At 70.0% G+C, this 15,284-nt stretch carries 17 protein-coding genes, 1 tRNA gene and 1 riboswitch; of the genes, 7 read left to right on the top strand and 11 right to left on the bottom strand.

What is annotated here, in order from left to right; genetic code table 11:
* Nucleotides 1-72: 72 nt before the first annotated feature.
* The 4 genes from ACWC97_RS21245 to ACWC97_RS21230 all read right to left on the bottom strand — a co-directional run bounded on the left by ACWC97_RS21245 (nt 73) and on the right by ACWC97_RS21230 (nt 3,630).
* On the bottom strand, nt 73-771 hold the full coding sequence (locus ACWC97_RS21245; protein WP_385209866.1) for a DUF1707 SHOCT-like domain-containing protein: 699 nt from the start codon (nt 769-771) through the stop codon (nt 73-75).
* 31 nt (nt 772-802) lie between these two features.
* Nucleotides 803-1,771, bottom strand: a complete 969-nt coding sequence (locus ACWC97_RS21240) for an ABC transporter ATP-binding protein (protein WP_352273911.1) — start codon at nt 1,769-1,771, stop codon at nt 803-805.
* 169 nt (nt 1,772-1,940) lie between these two features.
* A complete protein-coding gene (locus tag ACWC97_RS21235) occupies nt 1,941-2,810 on the bottom strand; it encodes an ABC transporter permease (protein ID WP_450651064.1) in 870 nt (289 codons plus the stop codon).
* A gap of 19 nt (nt 2,811-2,829) precedes the next feature.
* Nucleotides 2,830-3,630, bottom strand: coding sequence for an ABC transporter permease (locus ACWC97_RS21230; RefSeq protein ID WP_352273910.1), 801 nt, complete (start codon nt 3,628-3,630; stop codon nt 2,830-2,832).
* A gap of 181 nt (nt 3,631-3,811) precedes the next feature.
* On the opposite strand from ACWC97_RS21230, the gene ACWC97_RS21225 reads away from it, so the two are divergent.
* On the top strand, nt 3,812-6,286 hold the full coding sequence (locus ACWC97_RS21225) for a transglycosylase domain-containing protein (protein ID WP_352273743.1): 2,475 nt from the start codon (nt 3,812-3,814) through the stop codon (nt 6,284-6,286).
* Here ACWC97_RS21225 and ACWC97_RS21220 read toward each other — a convergent pair.
* The 3 genes from ACWC97_RS21220 to ACWC97_RS21210 form a co-directional block, all read right to left on the bottom strand.
* On the bottom strand, nt 6,280-6,600 hold the full coding sequence (locus ACWC97_RS21220; protein WP_385209857.1) for a DMT family transporter: 321 nt from the start codon (nt 6,598-6,600) through the stop codon (nt 6,280-6,282). The two genes, ACWC97_RS21225 and ACWC97_RS21220, sit on opposite strands and share 7 nt — an antisense overlap.
* A 40-nt stretch (nt 6,601-6,640) precedes the next feature.
* Nucleotides 6,641-6,711, bottom strand: a riboswitch (guanidine-III (ykkC-III) riboswitch).
* Nucleotides 6,712-6,783: 72 nt separating this feature from the next.
* Complete coding sequence (locus ACWC97_RS21215) at nt 6,784-7,122, bottom strand: GroES family chaperonin (RefSeq protein ID WP_352273741.1); 339 nt, start codon at nt 7,120-7,122, stop codon at nt 6,784-6,786.
* A gap of 61 nt (nt 7,123-7,183) precedes the next feature.
* On the bottom strand, nt 7,184-7,504 hold the full coding sequence (locus tag ACWC97_RS21210) for a DUF3618 domain-containing protein (RefSeq protein WP_352273740.1): 321 nt from the start codon (nt 7,502-7,504) through the stop codon (nt 7,184-7,186).
* Nucleotides 7,505-7,632: 128 nt separating this feature from the next.
* On the opposite strand from ACWC97_RS21210, the gene bcp reads away from it, so the two are divergent.
* From bcp to ACWC97_RS21190, 4 genes are all read left to right on the top strand, one after another.
* The gene (gene bcp / locus ACWC97_RS21205) at nt 7,633-8,100 is read left to right on the top strand and encodes a thioredoxin-dependent thiol peroxidase (RefSeq protein ID WP_352273739.1); all 468 of its coding nucleotides are present in this window, start codon (nt 7,633-7,635) and stop codon (nt 8,098-8,100) included.
* Nucleotides 8,101-8,263: 163 nt separating this feature from the next.
* Nucleotides 8,264-8,890 carry an HNH endonuclease signature motif containing protein gene (locus tag ACWC97_RS21200; protein WP_450650866.1) on the top strand — a complete coding sequence of 209 codons (627 nt, stop codon included), beginning with the start codon at nt 8,264-8,266 and terminating at the stop codon, nt 8,888-8,890.
* Nucleotides 8,887-9,726 carry an HNH endonuclease signature motif containing protein gene (locus ACWC97_RS21195; RefSeq protein ID WP_450650864.1) on the top strand — a complete coding sequence of 280 codons (840 nt, stop codon included), beginning with the start codon at nt 8,887-8,889 and terminating at the stop codon, nt 9,724-9,726. Before ACWC97_RS21200 ends, ACWC97_RS21195 begins: the two co-directional genes overlap by 4 nt.
* Nucleotides 9,727-9,738: 12 nt before the next feature.
* A tRNA-Leu gene (locus tag ACWC97_RS21190) sits at nt 9,739-9,814 on the top strand.
* A gap of 53 nt (nt 9,815-9,867) precedes the next feature.
* Here ACWC97_RS21190 and rdgB read toward each other — a convergent pair.
* From rdgB to ACWC97_RS21170, 4 genes are all read right to left on the bottom strand, one after another.
* Nucleotides 9,868-10,470 carry an RdgB/HAM1 family non-canonical purine NTP pyrophosphatase gene (rdgB, locus tag ACWC97_RS21185; protein ID WP_450650862.1) on the bottom strand — a complete coding sequence of 201 codons (603 nt, stop codon included), beginning with the start codon at nt 10,468-10,470 and terminating at the stop codon, nt 9,868-9,870.
* A 21-nt stretch (nt 10,471-10,491) separates the two neighbouring features.
* Nucleotides 10,492-10,881, bottom strand: a complete 390-nt coding sequence (locus ACWC97_RS21180) for a hypothetical protein (protein WP_352273735.1) — start codon at nt 10,879-10,881, stop codon at nt 10,492-10,494.
* 136 nt (nt 10,882-11,017) lie between these two features.
* Nucleotides 11,018-11,755 (bottom strand): ribonuclease PH, encoded by a 738-nt coding sequence (gene rph, locus ACWC97_RS21175; RefSeq protein WP_352273734.1) that lies wholly within the window; start codon nt 11,753-11,755, stop codon nt 11,018-11,020.
* 167 nt (nt 11,756-11,922) lie between these two features.
* On the bottom strand, nt 11,923-12,156 hold the full coding sequence (locus tag ACWC97_RS21170) for a glucose PTS transporter subunit EIIB (protein ID WP_014156020.1): 234 nt from the start codon (nt 12,154-12,156) through the stop codon (nt 11,923-11,925).
* 233 nt (nt 12,157-12,389) lie between these two features.
* Here ACWC97_RS21170 and ACWC97_RS21165 point away from each other — a divergent pair, with 233 nt between their 5' ends.
* Both ACWC97_RS21165 and ACWC97_RS21160 read left to right on the top strand, forming a co-directional pair.
* Nucleotides 12,390-13,700, top strand: a complete 1,311-nt coding sequence (locus tag ACWC97_RS21165) for a PTS transporter subunit EIIC (RefSeq protein ID WP_352273733.1) — start codon at nt 12,390-12,392, stop codon at nt 13,698-13,700.
* Nucleotides 13,701-13,973: 273 nt separating this feature from the next.
* Nucleotides 13,974-15,239: a PTS transporter subunit EIIC gene (locus tag ACWC97_RS21160; RefSeq protein ID WP_385209839.1), complete on the top strand. Its 1,266-nt coding sequence runs from the start codon at nt 13,974-13,976 to the stop codon at nt 15,237-15,239.
* Nucleotides 15,240-15,284: the final 45 nt, after the last annotated feature.

Raw genomic sequence — 15,284 nt, 5'->3', positions numbered from 1 at the left:
CGGGACATACCGATCAGGGGCCGGCCGGGGCGGGCGCGTCCCGCCGGGGACGGGCGGCTCCCGGCGTCGGCGTCAGGCGCCGTCCGGGCCCTTCTCCAGGCGGCCGCGCTCCCGGCCGCCGTCCAGCCCCTTCGACCGCTCCCGCTCCGCGTCCCGCAGCCGCTTGCGCTCCGCCTTGCTCCGCTTGTGCTCCACCCCGACACCGCCCATCAGCGCGAACCCGGTGATCCGCACCCGCGGGGCGTCCGGCGACGGGACGCCCTCGTCCTTCGCGCGCTCGCCGAAGCCGCCCATGATGCCGATGCCCCGGACCTCGACGTTCAGCTCCGGCGGAACCGTCACCTGCATCCCGCCCATGATCGCGATGCACCGGATGACCACTTCGCGGTCCTCGAAGTTCGCCTCGCGCAGATCGATCTCACCGCCGCCCCAGAAGGCGAACGCGGTGAACTTCCGGCCCACCGTCCAGTTGCCCCGGCGCCCGAAACCGCCCCAGAAGGCGAAGGCGCCGTTCGACGTCGCGGGCCGGCCGATCCGGTCCGCCCACCGCTTCCCCGAACCGGTCGGCGCCACAGCCGCACCGCCCACCGGCGCCACCACCGCGCCCGGCGCGGGCAGATCCCGCACCAGCGGCTCCAACTCCCCGTGCGTACGCGCCGTATAGGCCGCTTCCAGACGCTGGTCGAACTCCTCCATCCCCAGCCTGCCCTCGGCGACCGCCTCGCGCAGGGTTTCGGCCACACGCTCGCGCTCGGCATCGGAGGCACGCATTTCCGGACTCTCACTTGTCATACCGCGAACCCTATTGAACGCCCGCTTCCGAGGTCGAGGCGTACATCCTCGCGATGACCGTTTCGATGTCCGGCTCCCGTACCGAAAGGTCGACCAGCGGGTACTCCGCGGCGATCCGGGCGACCAGCGCCGCCGCCGACTCCGCCGCCGGGAAGGCCAGCCACTGGCGCGGTCCCTCCACCTTCACGGTCCGCACCGAGGGCGCCGACTCAAGCCGGATCGGCGGCAGTTCGCGCTCCAGGTCGACCACCAGCGTCCGCTCGCTCTCCCCCAGCTCGTGCAGCCCCTCCAGGGCACCGTCGTACATCAGACGGCCGTGGTCGATCACCATCACCCGCGAGCAGAGCTGCTCGATGTCGGTCAGGTCGTGGGTGGTCAGCAGCACGGTCGTGGCACGCTCGGCGTTCAAGTCCCGCAGGAATCCACGGACCTTCGCCTTGGAGACCACGTCCAGACCGATCGTCGGCTCGTCCAGGTACAGCACCTCGGGATCGTGCAGCAGCGCCGCCGCGATGTCCCCGCGCATCCGCTGCCCCAGCGAGAGCTGACGCACCGGAACCTCCAACAGATCGCCCAGATCAAGGAGTTCGACGCACCGGTCCAGGTTCTCCCGGAACCGGGCGTCGGGGATCCGGTACATCCGGTGCATCAGCCGGTACGAGTCGCGCAGCGGCAGGTCCCACCAGAGCGTGGTGCGCTGGCCGAAGACCACACCGATCCGGTGCGCCAGCCGGGTACGCTCCCGCGACGGGTCGATGCCCGCCACCCGCAGCCGGCCGCCGCTCGGGGTGAGGATGCCGGTCAGCATCTTGATCGTGGTCGACTTCCCGGCGCCGTTCGGGCCGATGTAGCCGACCATCTCGCCGCGGGCGACCCGGAAGCTGATCGAGTCGACCGCCCGGACCTGGCGCCGCTCACCGCGCAGGAAGCCGGTCCTGCGGCGTACGTCGAAGACCTTCTCGACCTCGTCGAGCTCGATGAACCCGGGGTCGCCGCCCGTGCCCGCGCCCGTACTCGTACTCGTACTCGTGCTCGTGCTCGTGCTCGTGCTCGTATTCACGTCCCTGCCCCTTTCATGGCGGCTGCTCCGCCGCCTCCGCCCGAAGCCCGAAGTCCGAAGCCCATGCCCGATGTCCCGGCCCGGCCGGTCAACTGCCGGTGCTGCGGTACGCGCGCAGCCCCGCGCGCCACGCCAGCCCCGCCAGCAGACAGCACCCCACCGCCACCACCGGGGACAGGAACGCCACCCACCCCGGCAGCCCCACCGGCAACGGCCGCCCCAGCACATACAGCGCGGGCAGCCAGTTCACGAAGGCCAGCGGCACGACGAAGACCACCCCGCGCACCAACTCCTTCGCGAAGATCGACGGCGGGTACTGGAGCAGGGCGTTGCCGCCGTACGTGAAGGAGTTCTGCACCTGGGAGGCGTCGTTCGCGACGAACTGGAACGCCGCCCCGGCCACGAAGAGCGCACCGAAGAGCCCCGCCCCGCCCAGCAGCATCAGCGGCACCACCGCCACCTTCAGCACCGTCCACTCGACGTCCACCGTCGCGAGCCCGTACCCCAGCACCAGCGCCCCCTGGAGCACCCGCCCCAGCCTGCGCAGCGCGAACCGGTCCGCCGCGACCTGGGCGAGCACCGGGACCGGCCGCACCAGCAGGGTGTCCAGCGTCCCGTCCCGCACCCGCCGCCCCAGCCGGTCCATCGACCCCATCAGCAGGTCGGCCAGGCCGAACGCGGTGCCCGACGCCCCGTACAGCAGGGCGATCTCGGAGAGGCTGTAGCCGCCGAGCCGGTCCACGTGCGTGAACATCAGCAGGATCGTGACGAAGTCGAAGGCGGTGGCCGCGAAGTTGCCGAGTGCCGCCATCGCGAACGACGCCCGGTAGGCCATCGTCGAACGCAGCCACATCGCCACGATCAGCCCGTAGGCCCGCACGCCCTCGCCGAACCGCCGGGGCCACCCCCGCCGGGCGAACGCCTCCTGGGACCAGTCGGCGGACCGGCCCCCGGCCACCTCCACCGCACCGCTCGCGTCAGCCACCCTGGACCACCACCCGTCGCGTCGCCACCGACTGAACCATCCGCCCCACCAGCAGCAGCACCACCGCCCAGCCCGCCTGGAAGCCGTACGCCCGCGCCAGCTCCCACCCCGGGTACTTGCCGAGGAACACGTCGGCGGGCACCTGGAGCAGCGAGGACCACGGCATCAGCCGCGCCGCGTCCCCCAGCAGCCCGGGGAAGAGGGTCAGCGGGAGCAGCATCCCGGAGAAGAACATCCCGAACAGCCAGGCCATCTGCGCCACCCCCGCCCCGTCCATCAGCCAGAACGCGGAGAGCGCCACCAGGTAGCGGATCGCGAAGCTGACCACGACCCCGAGCGTCACCGAGCCGAGGAAGGCCAGCCAGGTCCACCCGGACGAGGGCATCGCCAGCTCGAAGGCGAGCGAGCCCACCAGCATCGGCACGATGCCTCGGCCCAGCAGATGGAAGGCGGCCCGGCCCAGGTCGCCCGCCAGCCACCAGAACTGGAGGTCGACCGGCCGGTAGAGGTCGACCACCACGTCACCGGTGCGGATGCGTTCGATCAGCTCGTCCTCGAAGCCGCCGCCCATCATGGAACAGGTCATCAGCAGGGCCTGCCCCAGCCACACGTAGCTGAGCGCCTGCGGCATGTCGTAGCCGCCGAGCTGCGGGCGCTCGTCCCACAGCGCCACATAGGTGTACGTCAGGATGAAACCGAAGACGGTGTTGGTGAACACCCCCGACGCCGTGGCGATCCGGTAGGTGGCGTGGCGCCGGAACCCGCCCGCCGCCACCACCGCGTAGAGCCGCACCGCATGCACCCCCATGGTCCGGGTGCCGCACGGTCGCGGGCACCAAAGCGCACGACCCTAGTGCGGCGGCATCGTCCGTCGCGACCGGTTTTTCCGGGGCGGGGCGAGGTCGATCCGGTGCTTATTCCCTAAAAAAGGGCAGTATGGGATAACTGATCGCAGTCGAGGAGTCTGCACGGACATGAGCGACGAGCCACAGCAGCCCGGCGGGAACGAGAGCGGCGACGGCCCCCAGGGCTGGGCCCCCAGACAGCGACCGGACACCCCCGGTGACGGCGGGAGCGGCGGCGACGGGGCCGGATCCGCGGCCGGACCTGCCGGAAAGCCCCGCCGGCCCAGGCGCACCGGCTGGCGCCGCGCCGTACCCACCTGGCGGATGACGCTCGGCGGACTTCTGGTCGTCGCCGTCCTCCTGGTCGGCGGCTTCATCGCCGGGTACCAGCTCGTCGGCATCCCCGCCGCCAACTCCAGCGCCACCGCGCAGGCCAATGTGTACCTCTACAAGGACGGCAGCGTGATCGCCCGTTCGGGTGAGGTCAACCGGGAGAGCGTCGACCTCGCCCAGGTCCCGCTCACCGTCCAGCGCGCCGTACTCGCCGCCGAGGACCGCGACTTCTACTCCGAACGGGCGGTCGACCTCAAGGCCATGGTCCGCGCCGCCTGGAACACCCTCACCGGCAAGGGCAAACAGGGCGGCTCGACCATCACCCAGCAGTACGTCAAGAACTACTACCTCGGCCAGGAGCAGACCGTCGTCCGCAAGTTCAAGGAATTCTTCATCGCGATCAAGCTCAACCGCGAGCAGTCCAAGAACGAGATCCTCCAGGGCTACCTGAACACCAGCTACTTCGGCCGCAACGCCTACGGCATCCAGGCCGCCGCCCAGGCCTACTACGCCAAGGACGTCGACCACATCACCACCGCTCAGGGCGCCTACCTCGCCTCCCTGCTCAACGCCCCCAGCGCCTACGACGTCGTCGTCCACCCCGAGAACAAGTCCGCCGCCGTCGCCCGCTGGAACTACGTCCTGGACGGCATGGTCAAGGAGAAGTGGCTCGGCGCCGACGAACGCGCCGCGATGACGTTCCCCGTCCCCGGCAAGGTCCACCCGCCCACCGGGCTCTCCGGACAGCGCGGCTACCTCGTCCAGGCCATCGACGACTACCTCGCCGACCACGACATCGTCGACGAGAACACCCTCGCCACCGGCGGCTACCGGATCACCACCACCCTGGACAAGAAGAAGCAGAACGCCCTGGTCCGCGCGGTCGACGACAACGTCATGTCGCAGACCAGCCCGGACCGCCCGGCCGACCGCGACGTCCGCGTCGGCGGCGCCTCCGTCGAACCCGGCACCGGCCGCGTCGTCGCCATGTACGGCGGCGTCGACTACACCAAGCAGTACGTGAACAACGCGACCCGGCGCGACTACCAGGTCGGCTCCACCTTCAAACCCTTCGTCTTCACCTCCGCCGTCGCCAACCACTCCACCACCCAGGACGGCCGGACCATCACCCCCGACACCGTCTACGACGGCACCAACAAACGGACGGTCCAGGGCCCCAACGGCTCCACCGGATACGCCCCCGCCAACGAGGACGACCGCAGCTACGGACCCATCACCGTCACCGAGGCCACCGACAAGTCCGTCAACGCGGTCTACGCCCAGATGGCCGAGGACGTCGGCCCCGAGAAGGTCCGACAGACCGCCATCGACCTCGGACTCCCCAAGAGCACCCCCGACCTCACCGCCACCCCGTCCATCGCCCTCGGCGTCGCCACCGCCAGCGTCCTCGACATGGCCGAGGCGTACGCCACCCTCGCCAACCACGGCCGGCACGGCTCGTACGTCCTGGTCGACCGGGTCAGCAAGGGCGGCGAGGACCTCGACGTCCCCGGCCGGGGCCCCACCCGCCAGGCCGTCGACCGCGAGGCCGCCGACACCACGACCGCGATCCTCCGCAGCGTCGTCGAGGGCGGCACCGGCACCGCCGCCCAGGCCGCCGGACGCCCCGCCGCCGGCAAGACCGGCACCGCCGAGGAGGACAAGGCCGCCTGGTTCGCCGGATACACCCCCGACCTCACCACCGTCGTCGCCGTCATGGGCCAGGACCCCGAGACCGGCGCGCAGAAACCGCTGTACGGGGCCCTCGGACTCGCCCGCATCAACGGCGGCGGCGCCCCTGCCCAGGTCTGGGCGCAGTACACCGAGGCGGCGCTGCGCAACACCCCGGCCACCGACTTCGACCTGACCGTCGAGAGCGGCACCGGGCAGTCCACCCCGACCAACGGTCAGACCACCCCCGGCGGCACCACGAAACCCTCCGGCCCCGCCTCCAGTACCGGCCCGAACACCCCCGGAACCACCCCGCCCGAGATCCCCTCACCCCCCGGCAGCGAGGAACCGCCCAGCACCGGCACCGACACCGGCAACCAGAACGGCGGCGGGACCGACACCGGGGGCGCCGGGAACGGCGGGGCGCAGAACGGCGGCGGCGACAACGGCGGACCCGGCGGCGAGACCGGCGGCGGGGGCCCGGGCGGCGGTGACAACGGCGGCGGCGCGGGCGCCGGAGGCTACGGTTACGGCCCCGGCGCCCGGCCCGGCAGCCCGGGCACCCCCGTACCCGGTCCGGGAAGCATCCCCGGTCAGTGACCCGAGGTCGCCTTCAGGCCGACGACGGCGACCAGCAGCAGACAGACGAAGAAGATCCGGGCGGCGGTCACCGGCTCGTTCAGCACCACCATGCCGAGCACCGCCGCACCGGCCGCACCGATCCCGACCCACACCCCGTAGGCCGTACCGATCGGCAGCGTCCGGGCCGCATGGGACAGCAGCACCATGCTCGCCACGATCCCGGCACCGGTGAACACGCTCGGCCACAGCCGGGTGAACCCCTCGGTGTACTTCATCCCGATCGACCAGGCCACTTCGAGCAGACCGGCGACAACCAGCAGAACCCACGCCATGACAACAGCACCTCCGGCGAGACAGAACAAGCGGACAACGGGTGCGTCGTCTTTGCGGAACCCGGTACGGCGCGTCTCGTCGGGGTACCCCCAGCCTAGCAAAGGAAGGGCAAAGGGCCTGGTGACAACGGTCACCAGGCCCTTTGCCCTTCCACCACGTCGAATCGGCGCCGGGCCGGAGAACTACAGATACAGCCCGGTCGAATCCACCGAACCCTCGAACCGGTCGGCCGCCACCGCGTGCAGATCACGCTCCCGCATCAGCACGTACGCCACCCCGCGCACCTCGACCTCGGCCCGGTCCTCGGGGTCGTACAGCACCCGGTCGCCCGGCTCCACCGTCCGCACGTTCTGCCCCACCGCCACCACCACGGCCCAGGCCAGCCGACGGCCGACCGCGGCCGTCGCCGGAATCAGAATGCCGCCACCGGAACGCCGCTCGCCCTCGGGCGTATCGGTCCGGACCAGCACACGGTCGTGCAGCATGCGGATGGGCAGCTTGTCGTCGGTGTTCTCGCTCACGCCCCGCAACCTACCTGCCCGGCGCCGCCCGGCACCCCTCCGGGGTGCGCGGGCCGCCGCATCAGCCCTTCCGGCGCCGCTTCGACGCCACGATCAGCCCCACGACACCCACCGCGAGCAGCGCCGCCGGAACCACCCGCTCCAGCCGCGGGGCGCCCTCCTCGTCCACGAACCGGGCCCGCACGTCCGACACCGCCCGGTTCACCGCGACGAAAGCCCGCCCGGCCGTCCGGTCCACGGCCTCGGCAGCCTTGGCCTTCATGTCTCCCATGATCGTATCGGGGTGCACCCGCACCCCGATCTCGTCGAGCACCACCGCGAGCTGCTCCCGCCTGCTGATGATGTCCGCCTCGATCTGCGCAGGGGTTCTGGCATCCGACACTGCGCCGCCTCCGTGGTCCTCGTCCGGTAAACCTTCATCGACAGTCTGTCAGCTCGACCCTCCACACACCCGGCGGCACCCCTATTACTCTCGGTCCCGTACACCCCACGTGCCACCCGAGGAGAACCATGAGCGAGCGACTCCAGCCCGGCGACACCGCCCCCGCCTTCACCCTCCCCGACGCCGACGGCAACGAGATCTCGCTCGCCGATCACAAGGGCCGCAAGGTCATCGTCTACTTCTACCCGGCCGCCCTGACCCCCGGCTGCACCAAGCAGGCCTGCGACTTCACCGACAACCTGGACCTGCTCACGGGCGCCGGGTACGACGTCATCGGCGTCTCCCCCGACAAGCCGGAGAAGCTCGCCAAGTTCCGCGAGAAGGAGAACCTGAAGGTCACCCTGGTCGGCGACCCGTCCAAGGAGACCCTTGAGGCGTACGGCGCCTTCGGCGAGAAGAAGCTCTACGGCAAAACGGTGACGGGCGTCATCCGCTCCACGATCGTCGTGGACGAGGAGGGCAAGGTCGAGCGCGCCCTCTACAACGTCCGCGCCACCGGCCACGTAGCCAAGATCATCAAGGACCTCGGCATCTGACCGGGTCCCGCTCTTTTTCGGAATGCCCCGCGCCACTTCAGCTCCGGCCGAAGCGGTGCGGGGCATTCCGCATCTTGTCGGAATTCGGACGTGACTCACCGGTATCCGGAGCGTTGATCCGTACGAGGCCACGAACACACGGCCGGATACGGAGGGGCGGAGCATGGCTACTCGATACACCCGCGAGCTGCTCGAAGAGGCCGCGCGGGAAACCACCAACGCGAACGACGCGGTCCGCTGGTGCGGGGGAACGCCCACACCTGGGAGCCGAAGCTATCTGCGCCGGAAGACGGCCGAGGCGGGGGTGGACGTCTCGCACTTCACCGACACGCGGGTGCGCCACACCGAAGAGAGACTGCGCGAGGTCATCGCCTGCTCCAGCAGCATGGCCGAGGTGGTACGCAAACTGGGCATCAGCCCCGTCGGTGGCAATCATGCGCACATCAGCCGTCGCGCGGCCAAGCTCCGCATCGACACGTCGCATTTCCCGGGCACGACACCGCATGGACCCAAGGGATCCCTGGGGAATCCGCTGGTTCTCGGCGCCCCGTCGAACGGCCGGGTTCCGGGGCAGCGGCTGCGCCGCGAACTCGTCCGGCGGGGCGTCGACGATTCCTGTGCCGACTGCGGCAATGGCGGGCAGTGGCTGGGGCAACCGCTCCGGCTCGAAGTAGACCACGTCAACGGCGACTGGTGGGACAACCGCCCGGAGAACCTCCGGCTCCTCTGCCCCAACTGCCACGCGGCGACCGACACCTACCGCGGCCGCAAACGCCGGGCGACAGCATGAGCAGCCGGAACACCTACCCTCGCGACGCGCTCGAGCGAGCGGCAGCCACGGCAAGCAGTCTCGTCGACGTCCTGCGGCGGCTCGATGCGCCTCTGGGCAGCAAGACGCTCCGCTATGTACGCGCCCGGCTCAGGCACTACGACATCGACACCTCCCACTTCACCGAGGAAGCCCTGCCGGGCCGAGCGCCGCACGCGTACCCGGAAGAACTGCTCATCGAAGCGGCCGCCCACACGCACAGCATCCGGGAGATGTTCGAGTACATGGGCCTGCCACCGAGCGACAGCCCTTACGGCTACCTGCGCAGGAAGATGGACCGCCTCGGCATCGACACGTCCCACTTCACCGGCGGACGAAGGTACGCATCGCGCCTCACTCCCGGCCAGGAGCTGGCGGCTGCCATCGCCGCTTCCCACAGCCTTGCCGGTGCTCTGAGGGCCCTGGGGCAGACCGACAGCGGCGGAGCCCGCGCCCAGCTGAAGCGGGATATCGAAGCGCACGGCCTGTCGACTGCCCATTTCTCTGGTCAAGGGCATCCCCGGGGCACGCCTTCTCGGTCCCGCAGGTCCTCGGCAGAGATCCTGTGCCGCCTGGGACCCGGAGCGTCCCGCACGAGAACGACCCTGTTGCGGAGAGCCCTCGACGACATCGGTGTCCCTCACAGGTGCACACGGTGCGGGACCGGCGAGACATGGCGCGGGAACCGCCTCGTCCTGGAGATCGACCACATCGACGGCGACCGGCTCAACAACTGCCCGGAGAACCTCCGGTACTTGTGCCCGTCCTGTCACAGCCAGACCGCGACCTTCTCGAAGCGGCGGGGCGCCGCACAGTAGAGTGGGGCCGATGGGTCCGTACCCCAGCTGGCCAAGAGGGCGCCGGTTTAGGTCCGGTGTGTCGTGGGTTCGAGTCCCACCGGGCCCACATCCGCAGAGCGGCCGTCACCTTCGTTCCGAAGGTGACGGCCGCTCGCTGTTTCAGCCCACCAACTCCCGCACCACCGGCACCAGCGCCCGGAAGGCCTTGCCCCGGTGGCTGATGGCGTTCTTCTCGGCCGGGGTCAGCTCCGCGCAGGTGCGGGTCTCGCCCTCGGGCTGGAAGATCGGGTCGTAGCCGAAGCCGTGGGTTCCGGCGGGGACGTGGCGCAGGGTGCCGGTCAGGCGGCCCTCGACGACGCGTTCCGTGCCGTCGGGCAGGGCGAGGGCTGCGGCGCAGGCGAAGTGGGCGCCGCGGTGGGGGGCGTCGATGTCGGAGAGCTGGGCCAGGAGGAGGTCCAGGTTGGCCCGGTCGTCGCCGTGGCGGCCGGCCCAGCGGGCGGAGAAGATGCCGGGGGCGCCGCCGAGTACGTCCACGCAGAGGCCGGAGTCGTCGGCGATCGCGGGGTGGCCGGTGGCCTTGGCGAGGGCGTGGGCCTTGAGCAGGGCGTTCTCCGCGAAGGTGACGCCGGTCTCCTTGACGTCGGGGATGTGCGGGTACGCGTCCGCGCCGACGAGTTCATGGGTGAGACCTGCGTCGGCGAGGATCGCGTGGAGTTCGGTGATCTTCCCGGCGTTGCGGGTGGCGAGGATGAGGCGGGTCATACCCCCCAGTATCGGGGGTGGTCAGGGGGTGCAGATCTTGCCGATCTCGGCCGCGGCGTCGGTGACCGGGCCGATGTCGGGGGTGGTGTCGCCCTTGTCGATGGCCTCGCGGACGTTGGCGACGCCGTTCTGGAGGTCGCCGATGGCCTTGCCGAGGTCGGCGTCGCCGGTCCTGCCGCCGAGTTCGCCGATCTCCTTGTCGATCTCGTCGAGGGCCTCGGACGCCTGGGTGGGGTCGGATGTGGCGTTGGAGACGGCCTGTTGGAGGTTGTCGGCGCTGGTGGCGATGGCGTCGGCGGCGCGGACGCAGTCCAGCGCCTTGTCGACGGCGCCGCAGCCGGTCGCGGCGGTGAGGGCGAGCGTGCTCAGGGTCAGCGCGGCGGCGATGCGTCGGCGGGTGGCCGTGGCCATGGTCCGTTCCTCCCGGGGGCGGATGCGGTGCGGTTACGTGGACGGGCGCACGGTTCGATCCGTGCGCCCGTGCTCGTAACGACGCGGTGCGGTGGGTGCGCGGTTGCTCCGCCGGGAAGCGTGTACGGGGCAGCCGTTATGCGCCGAGGGTGCGGGAGAGGGCCTCGGTCTGGAGCGCGGTGAGGTCCGCGCAGCCGGCGGTGGCGAGGTCGAGGAGGGCGCCGAGTTCGGTGCGGTCGAAGGGGGCGGCCTCGGCGGTGCCCTGGACCTCGACGAAGCGGCCGTCGCCGGTGCAGACGACGTTCATGTCGGTCTCGGCGCGGACGTCCTCCTCGTAGCAGAGGTCGAGGAGGGGGGTGCCGTCGACGATGCCGACGCTGATGGCGGAGACGGTGTCGGTCAGCGGCTTGCGGCCGTGCTTGACGATCTTCTTCTGCTGGGCCCAGGCGACGGCGTCGGCGAGGGCGACGTAGGCGCCGGTGATGGCGGCGGTGCGGGTGCCGCCGTCGGCCTGGAGGACGTCGCAGTCGAGGACGATGGTGTTCTCGCCGAGGGCCTTGTAGTCGATGACGGCGCGCAGTGAGCGGCCGATGAGGCGGCTGATCTCGTGGGTGCGGCCGCCGATCTTGCCGCGGACGGATTCGCGGTCGCCGCGGGTGTTGGTGGAGCGGGGCAGCATGGAGTATTCGGCGGTGACCCAGCCTTCGCCGCTGCCCTTGCGCCAGCGGGGGACGCCTTCGGTGACGGAGGCGGTGCAGAAGACCTTGGTGTCGCCGAAGGAGATGAGCACGGAGCCCTCGGCGTGCTTGCTCCACCCGCGTTCGATGGTGACGGGGCGGAGCTGTTCGGGGGTGCGGCCGTCGATACGAGACATGGCGTCGACCCTATCGGGTGCGGGTGGGGCGTCCGTTCGGGTGCGGGGCGGGCCCCGGTCGCGGTGCGGGGCGGGTGCGTCGTCCGGGTACGGCGCAGGCCCCGTCCGGGGTGGGCGGGGCCTGTGCGGGGCCGAGCGGTGGGCTCAGCGGGGGTTTCGGGGGCCGGTCACATCATGTCTTCGATGTCGGCGGCGATGGGGTCGGCGTCGGTGCCGATGACGACCTGGATCGCGGTGCCCATCTTGACGACGCCGTGGGCGCCGGCGGCCTTGAGCGCGGCTTCGTCGACCTTGCTGGGGTCGTGGACCTCGGTGCGCAGTCGGGTGATGCAGCCTTCGATCTCGTCGATGTTCTCGATACCGCCGAGCCCGGCGACGATCTTCTCAGCCTTGCTGGCCATGGCCTTCTCCCTGGTTGTTCACATGGTTCTTCGCAGGCGTGCGACGGCCCACTCCGGGTCCGTTTCGTCACCGTAACGCACGTTTGGCCCAACTTCGCGAGCGGGTGACCGGCCCGTCCCGAATGATGACGATCACCGATGCACCATCTTCCACGCGGGTTACGCACCATACCCAAGTGGTCTACACCATTGTGCAACGACTGCCGAGCATGCCCTGTTCCGGGAGGACGCCGATGAGCGCGAGCAGCGCCGCAGTACCGCGGAAGACCTGGTGGAACGGGCTGTTCCAGGGGCTCCAGAAGATGGGCCGCAGCCTTCAGCTGCCGATCGCCGTGCTGCCGGCGGCCGGCATCCTGAACCGGTTGGGCCAGCCGGACGTCTTCGGTGACGAGGGCCTGGGCTGGAACAACATCGCCAAGGTCTTCGCGGCGGCGGGCGGCGCGCTGCTCGATTCGGGGCTCGGCCTTCCGCTGCTGTTCTGCATCGGCGTGGCGATCGGCATGGCGAAGAAGTCCGACGGTTCGACGGCGCTCGCGGCGGTGGCCGGTTTCCTCGTCTACTACGCGGTGCTGCACGCCTTTCCGGTGGACTGCGGTCCGGGCTCGACGTTCACCCCCGGCGGCATCTGGTCCGGTACGTGCGTGACCACGGACGCCAAGGTCACGGCAGCGGCGTACCAGAATCCCGGGGTGTTCGGCGGCATCGTGATGGGGTTGCTGTCGGCCTGGTTCTGGCAGCGGTTCCACCGGGTGAAGCTGGTGGACTGGCTGGGCTTCTTCAACGGCCGCAGGCTCGTTCCGATCATCATGGCGTTCGTCGGCCTGCTCTTCGCGGGGCTGTGCGCCTGGCTGTGGCAGCCGATCGGCGACGGGCTGACGAGCTTCTCGAAGTGGCTGGTGGACCTGGACTGGGTGGGTTCGGGCATCTTCGGTCTGGCCAACCGGGCGCTGCTGGTGATCGGGCTGCACCAGTTCCTGAACACCTTCGTCTGGTTCCAGTTCGGCGATTTCACCAAGCCGGACGGGACGGTCGTGCACGGTGACATCAACCGGTTCCTGGCGGGCGACCCGACGGCCGGGCAGTTCACCTCGGGCTTCTTCCCGATCATGATGTTCGCGCTGCCGGCGGCGGCGCTGGCGATCTACCACTGCGCGAAGCCGCACCGGCGGAAGGCGGTCGGCGGGATGATGCTGTCGGTCGGGCTGACGTCGTTCGTGACGGGCATCACCGAGCCGATCGAGTACTCGTTCCTCTTCGTCGCGCCGCTGCTGTACGGCATCCACGCGGTGCTCACCGGTGTCTCGATGGCGGTGACCTGGGCCCTGGGGGTGAAGGACGGCTTCAGCTTCTCGGCGGGGCTGATCGACTACGTCATCAACTGGAGCCTGGCGACCAAACCGTGGCTGATCATCGTGATCGGCCTGGCCTTCGCCGTCGTGTATTACGTGATCTTCCGGTTCGCGATCACCCGGTTCAATCTCCAGACGCCGGGCCGGGAGCCCGACGAGCTGGAGGAGGAGATCGAGAGGAACCTCACGAAGTAGCACGTCAGGAGAGCGGGGACGATCTCCGCCCGCCTCCCGGAAGGCCCTTGGACCCATGCGGTCCAAGGGCCTTCGGCGTGTTACCGAGGGTCAGCGATAGCTGATGCGAAGTAGTCGGTTTTTGCAGGTTCCTTATCCAACCCTCACCGTGCTACAACTGGTCTACACCACTGAGTGGTCCAGACCACGTGGCGCTCTGCCGCGTTCTTCGAGTCGCCGCCTCCCCCCGAATCAACGTCCTGGGCGGCGCCTTGCCCCCCATGGAGGAAGTTGATGTCCACGGCAGACGCCGCGTCCGCAGCTCCCAAGAAGAAGGGCGCCGGCGTGATGTCGGTCATGCAGCGCATCGGCCGCAGCCTCATGCTGCCGGTCGCCGTGCTGCCCGCCGCCGCGCTGCTGGTGCGCCTCGGCAACGACGACATGCTCGGCAGGGACTCCTTCCCCGCCTTCATCACCAAGATCGCGTCCTTCATGGCCGCGGGCGGCAACGCGATCCTCGACAACATGGCGCTGCTGTTCGCCGTCGGCATCGCGATCGGTTTCGCCAAGAAGTCGGACGGCTCGACCGCGCTCGCGGCCGTCACCGGTTACCTGGTCTTCCAGAAGGTGCTGGCCACCTTCACCGACAGCAACCTGCCGCAGGTCGCGACGGTCGTCGACGGCAAGGTCGTGATGACGGACGCCCCCGTGGACGCCAAGGTCCTCGGCGGCGTGGTGATGGGCATCGTCGTCGCCCTGCTCTACCAGCGGTTCTACCGTACGAAGCTGCCCGCCTGGGCCGGCTTCTTCGGCGGCCGCCGCCTCGTTCCGATCCTCTCCGCCTTCGCGGGTCTGGTCATCGGCATCGTCTTCGGTTACATCTGGCCGGTGCTCGGCACCGGGCTGCACAACTTCGGTGAGTGGCTCGTCGGTTCCGGCGCGGTCGGCGCGGGCATCTTCGGTGTCGCCAACCGTGCGCTGATCCCGGTCGGCATGCACCACCTGCTGAACTCGTTCCCGTGGTTCCAGGCCGGTGAGTTCCACGGCAAGAGCGGCGACATCAACCGCTTCCTGGCCGGTGACCCGACGGCAGGGCAGTTCATGACCGGCTTCTTCCCGATCATGATGTTCGCCCTCCCGGCCGCCTGTCTCGCCATCGTGCACTGCGCCCGTCCGGAGCGCCGCAAGGTCGTCGGCGGCATGATGTTCTCGCTCGCGCTCACCGCGTTCGTGACCGGTGTGACCGAGCCGATCGAGTTCACGTTCATGTTCATCGCCCCCGTGCTCTACGCGATCCACGCGGTGCTCACCGGTGTCTCGATGGCCCTGACCTGGGGGCTCGGCATGAAGGACGGCTTCGGCTTCTCCGCGGGCGCCGTCGACTTCTTCCTGAACCTGGGCATCGCGAGCAAGCCCTGGATGCTGGTGCTGGTCGGCCTCTGCTTCGCGGTGGTCTACTACGCGGTCTTCCGGTTCGCGATCACCAAGTTCAACCTGCCCACCCCGGGCCGCGAGTCCGACGAGGAACTCGCCGAACTGCTCAAGGCCGAGGCGAAGTAGCCCCGGCCCGGCCCCGGCCGCGCGTGACGAAGCCCCCGTCCCCTT

The organism is Streptomyces sp. NPDC001108 (assembly GCF_053598535.1).
This window is presented reverse-complemented; position numbering and strand designations above follow the sequence as displayed.

Bases quoted from the DNA above. Each gene is read 5' to 3' on its own strand.
- ACWC97_RS21245 (WP_385209866.1), bottom strand. From the start codon at position 771: ATGCGTGCCTCCGATGCCGAGCGCGAGCGTGTGGCCGAAACCCTGCGC.
- ACWC97_RS21225 (WP_352273743.1), top strand. From the start codon at position 3,812: ATGAGCGACGAGCCACAGCAGCCCGGCGGGAACGAGAGCGGCGACGGC.
- ACWC97_RS21220 (WP_385209857.1), bottom strand. From the start codon at position 6,600: ATGGCGTGGGTTCTGCTGGTTGTCGCCGGTCTGCTCGAAGTGGCCTGG.
- bcp (WP_352273739.1), top strand. From the start codon at position 7,633: ATGAGCGAGCGACTCCAGCCCGGCGACACCGCCCCCGCCTTCACCCTC.
- ACWC97_RS21200 (WP_450650866.1), top strand. From the start codon at position 8,264: ATGGCTACTCGATACACCCGCGAGCTGCTCGAAGAGGCCGCGCGGGAA.
- ACWC97_RS21195 (WP_450650864.1), top strand. From the start codon at position 8,887: ATGAGCAGCCGGAACACCTACCCTCGCGACGCGCTCGAGCGAGCGGCA.
- rdgB (WP_450650862.1), bottom strand. From the start codon at position 10,470: ATGACCCGCCTCATCCTCGCCACCCGCAACGCCGGGAAGATCACCGAA.
- ACWC97_RS21180 (WP_352273735.1), bottom strand. From the start codon at position 10,881: ATGGCCACGGCCACCCGCCGACGCATCGCCGCCGCGCTGACCCTGAGC.
- rph (WP_352273734.1), bottom strand. From the start codon at position 11,755: ATGTCTCGTATCGACGGCCGCACCCCCGAACAGCTCCGCCCCGTCACC.
- ACWC97_RS21170 (WP_014156020.1), bottom strand. From the start codon at position 12,156: ATGGCCAGCAAGGCTGAGAAGATCGTCGCCGGGCTCGGCGGTATCGAG.
- ACWC97_RS21165 (WP_352273733.1), top strand. From the start codon at position 12,390: ATGAGCGCGAGCAGCGCCGCAGTACCGCGGAAGACCTGGTGGAACGGG.
- ACWC97_RS21160 (WP_385209839.1), top strand. From the start codon at position 13,974: ATGTCCACGGCAGACGCCGCGTCCGCAGCTCCCAAGAAGAAGGGCGCC.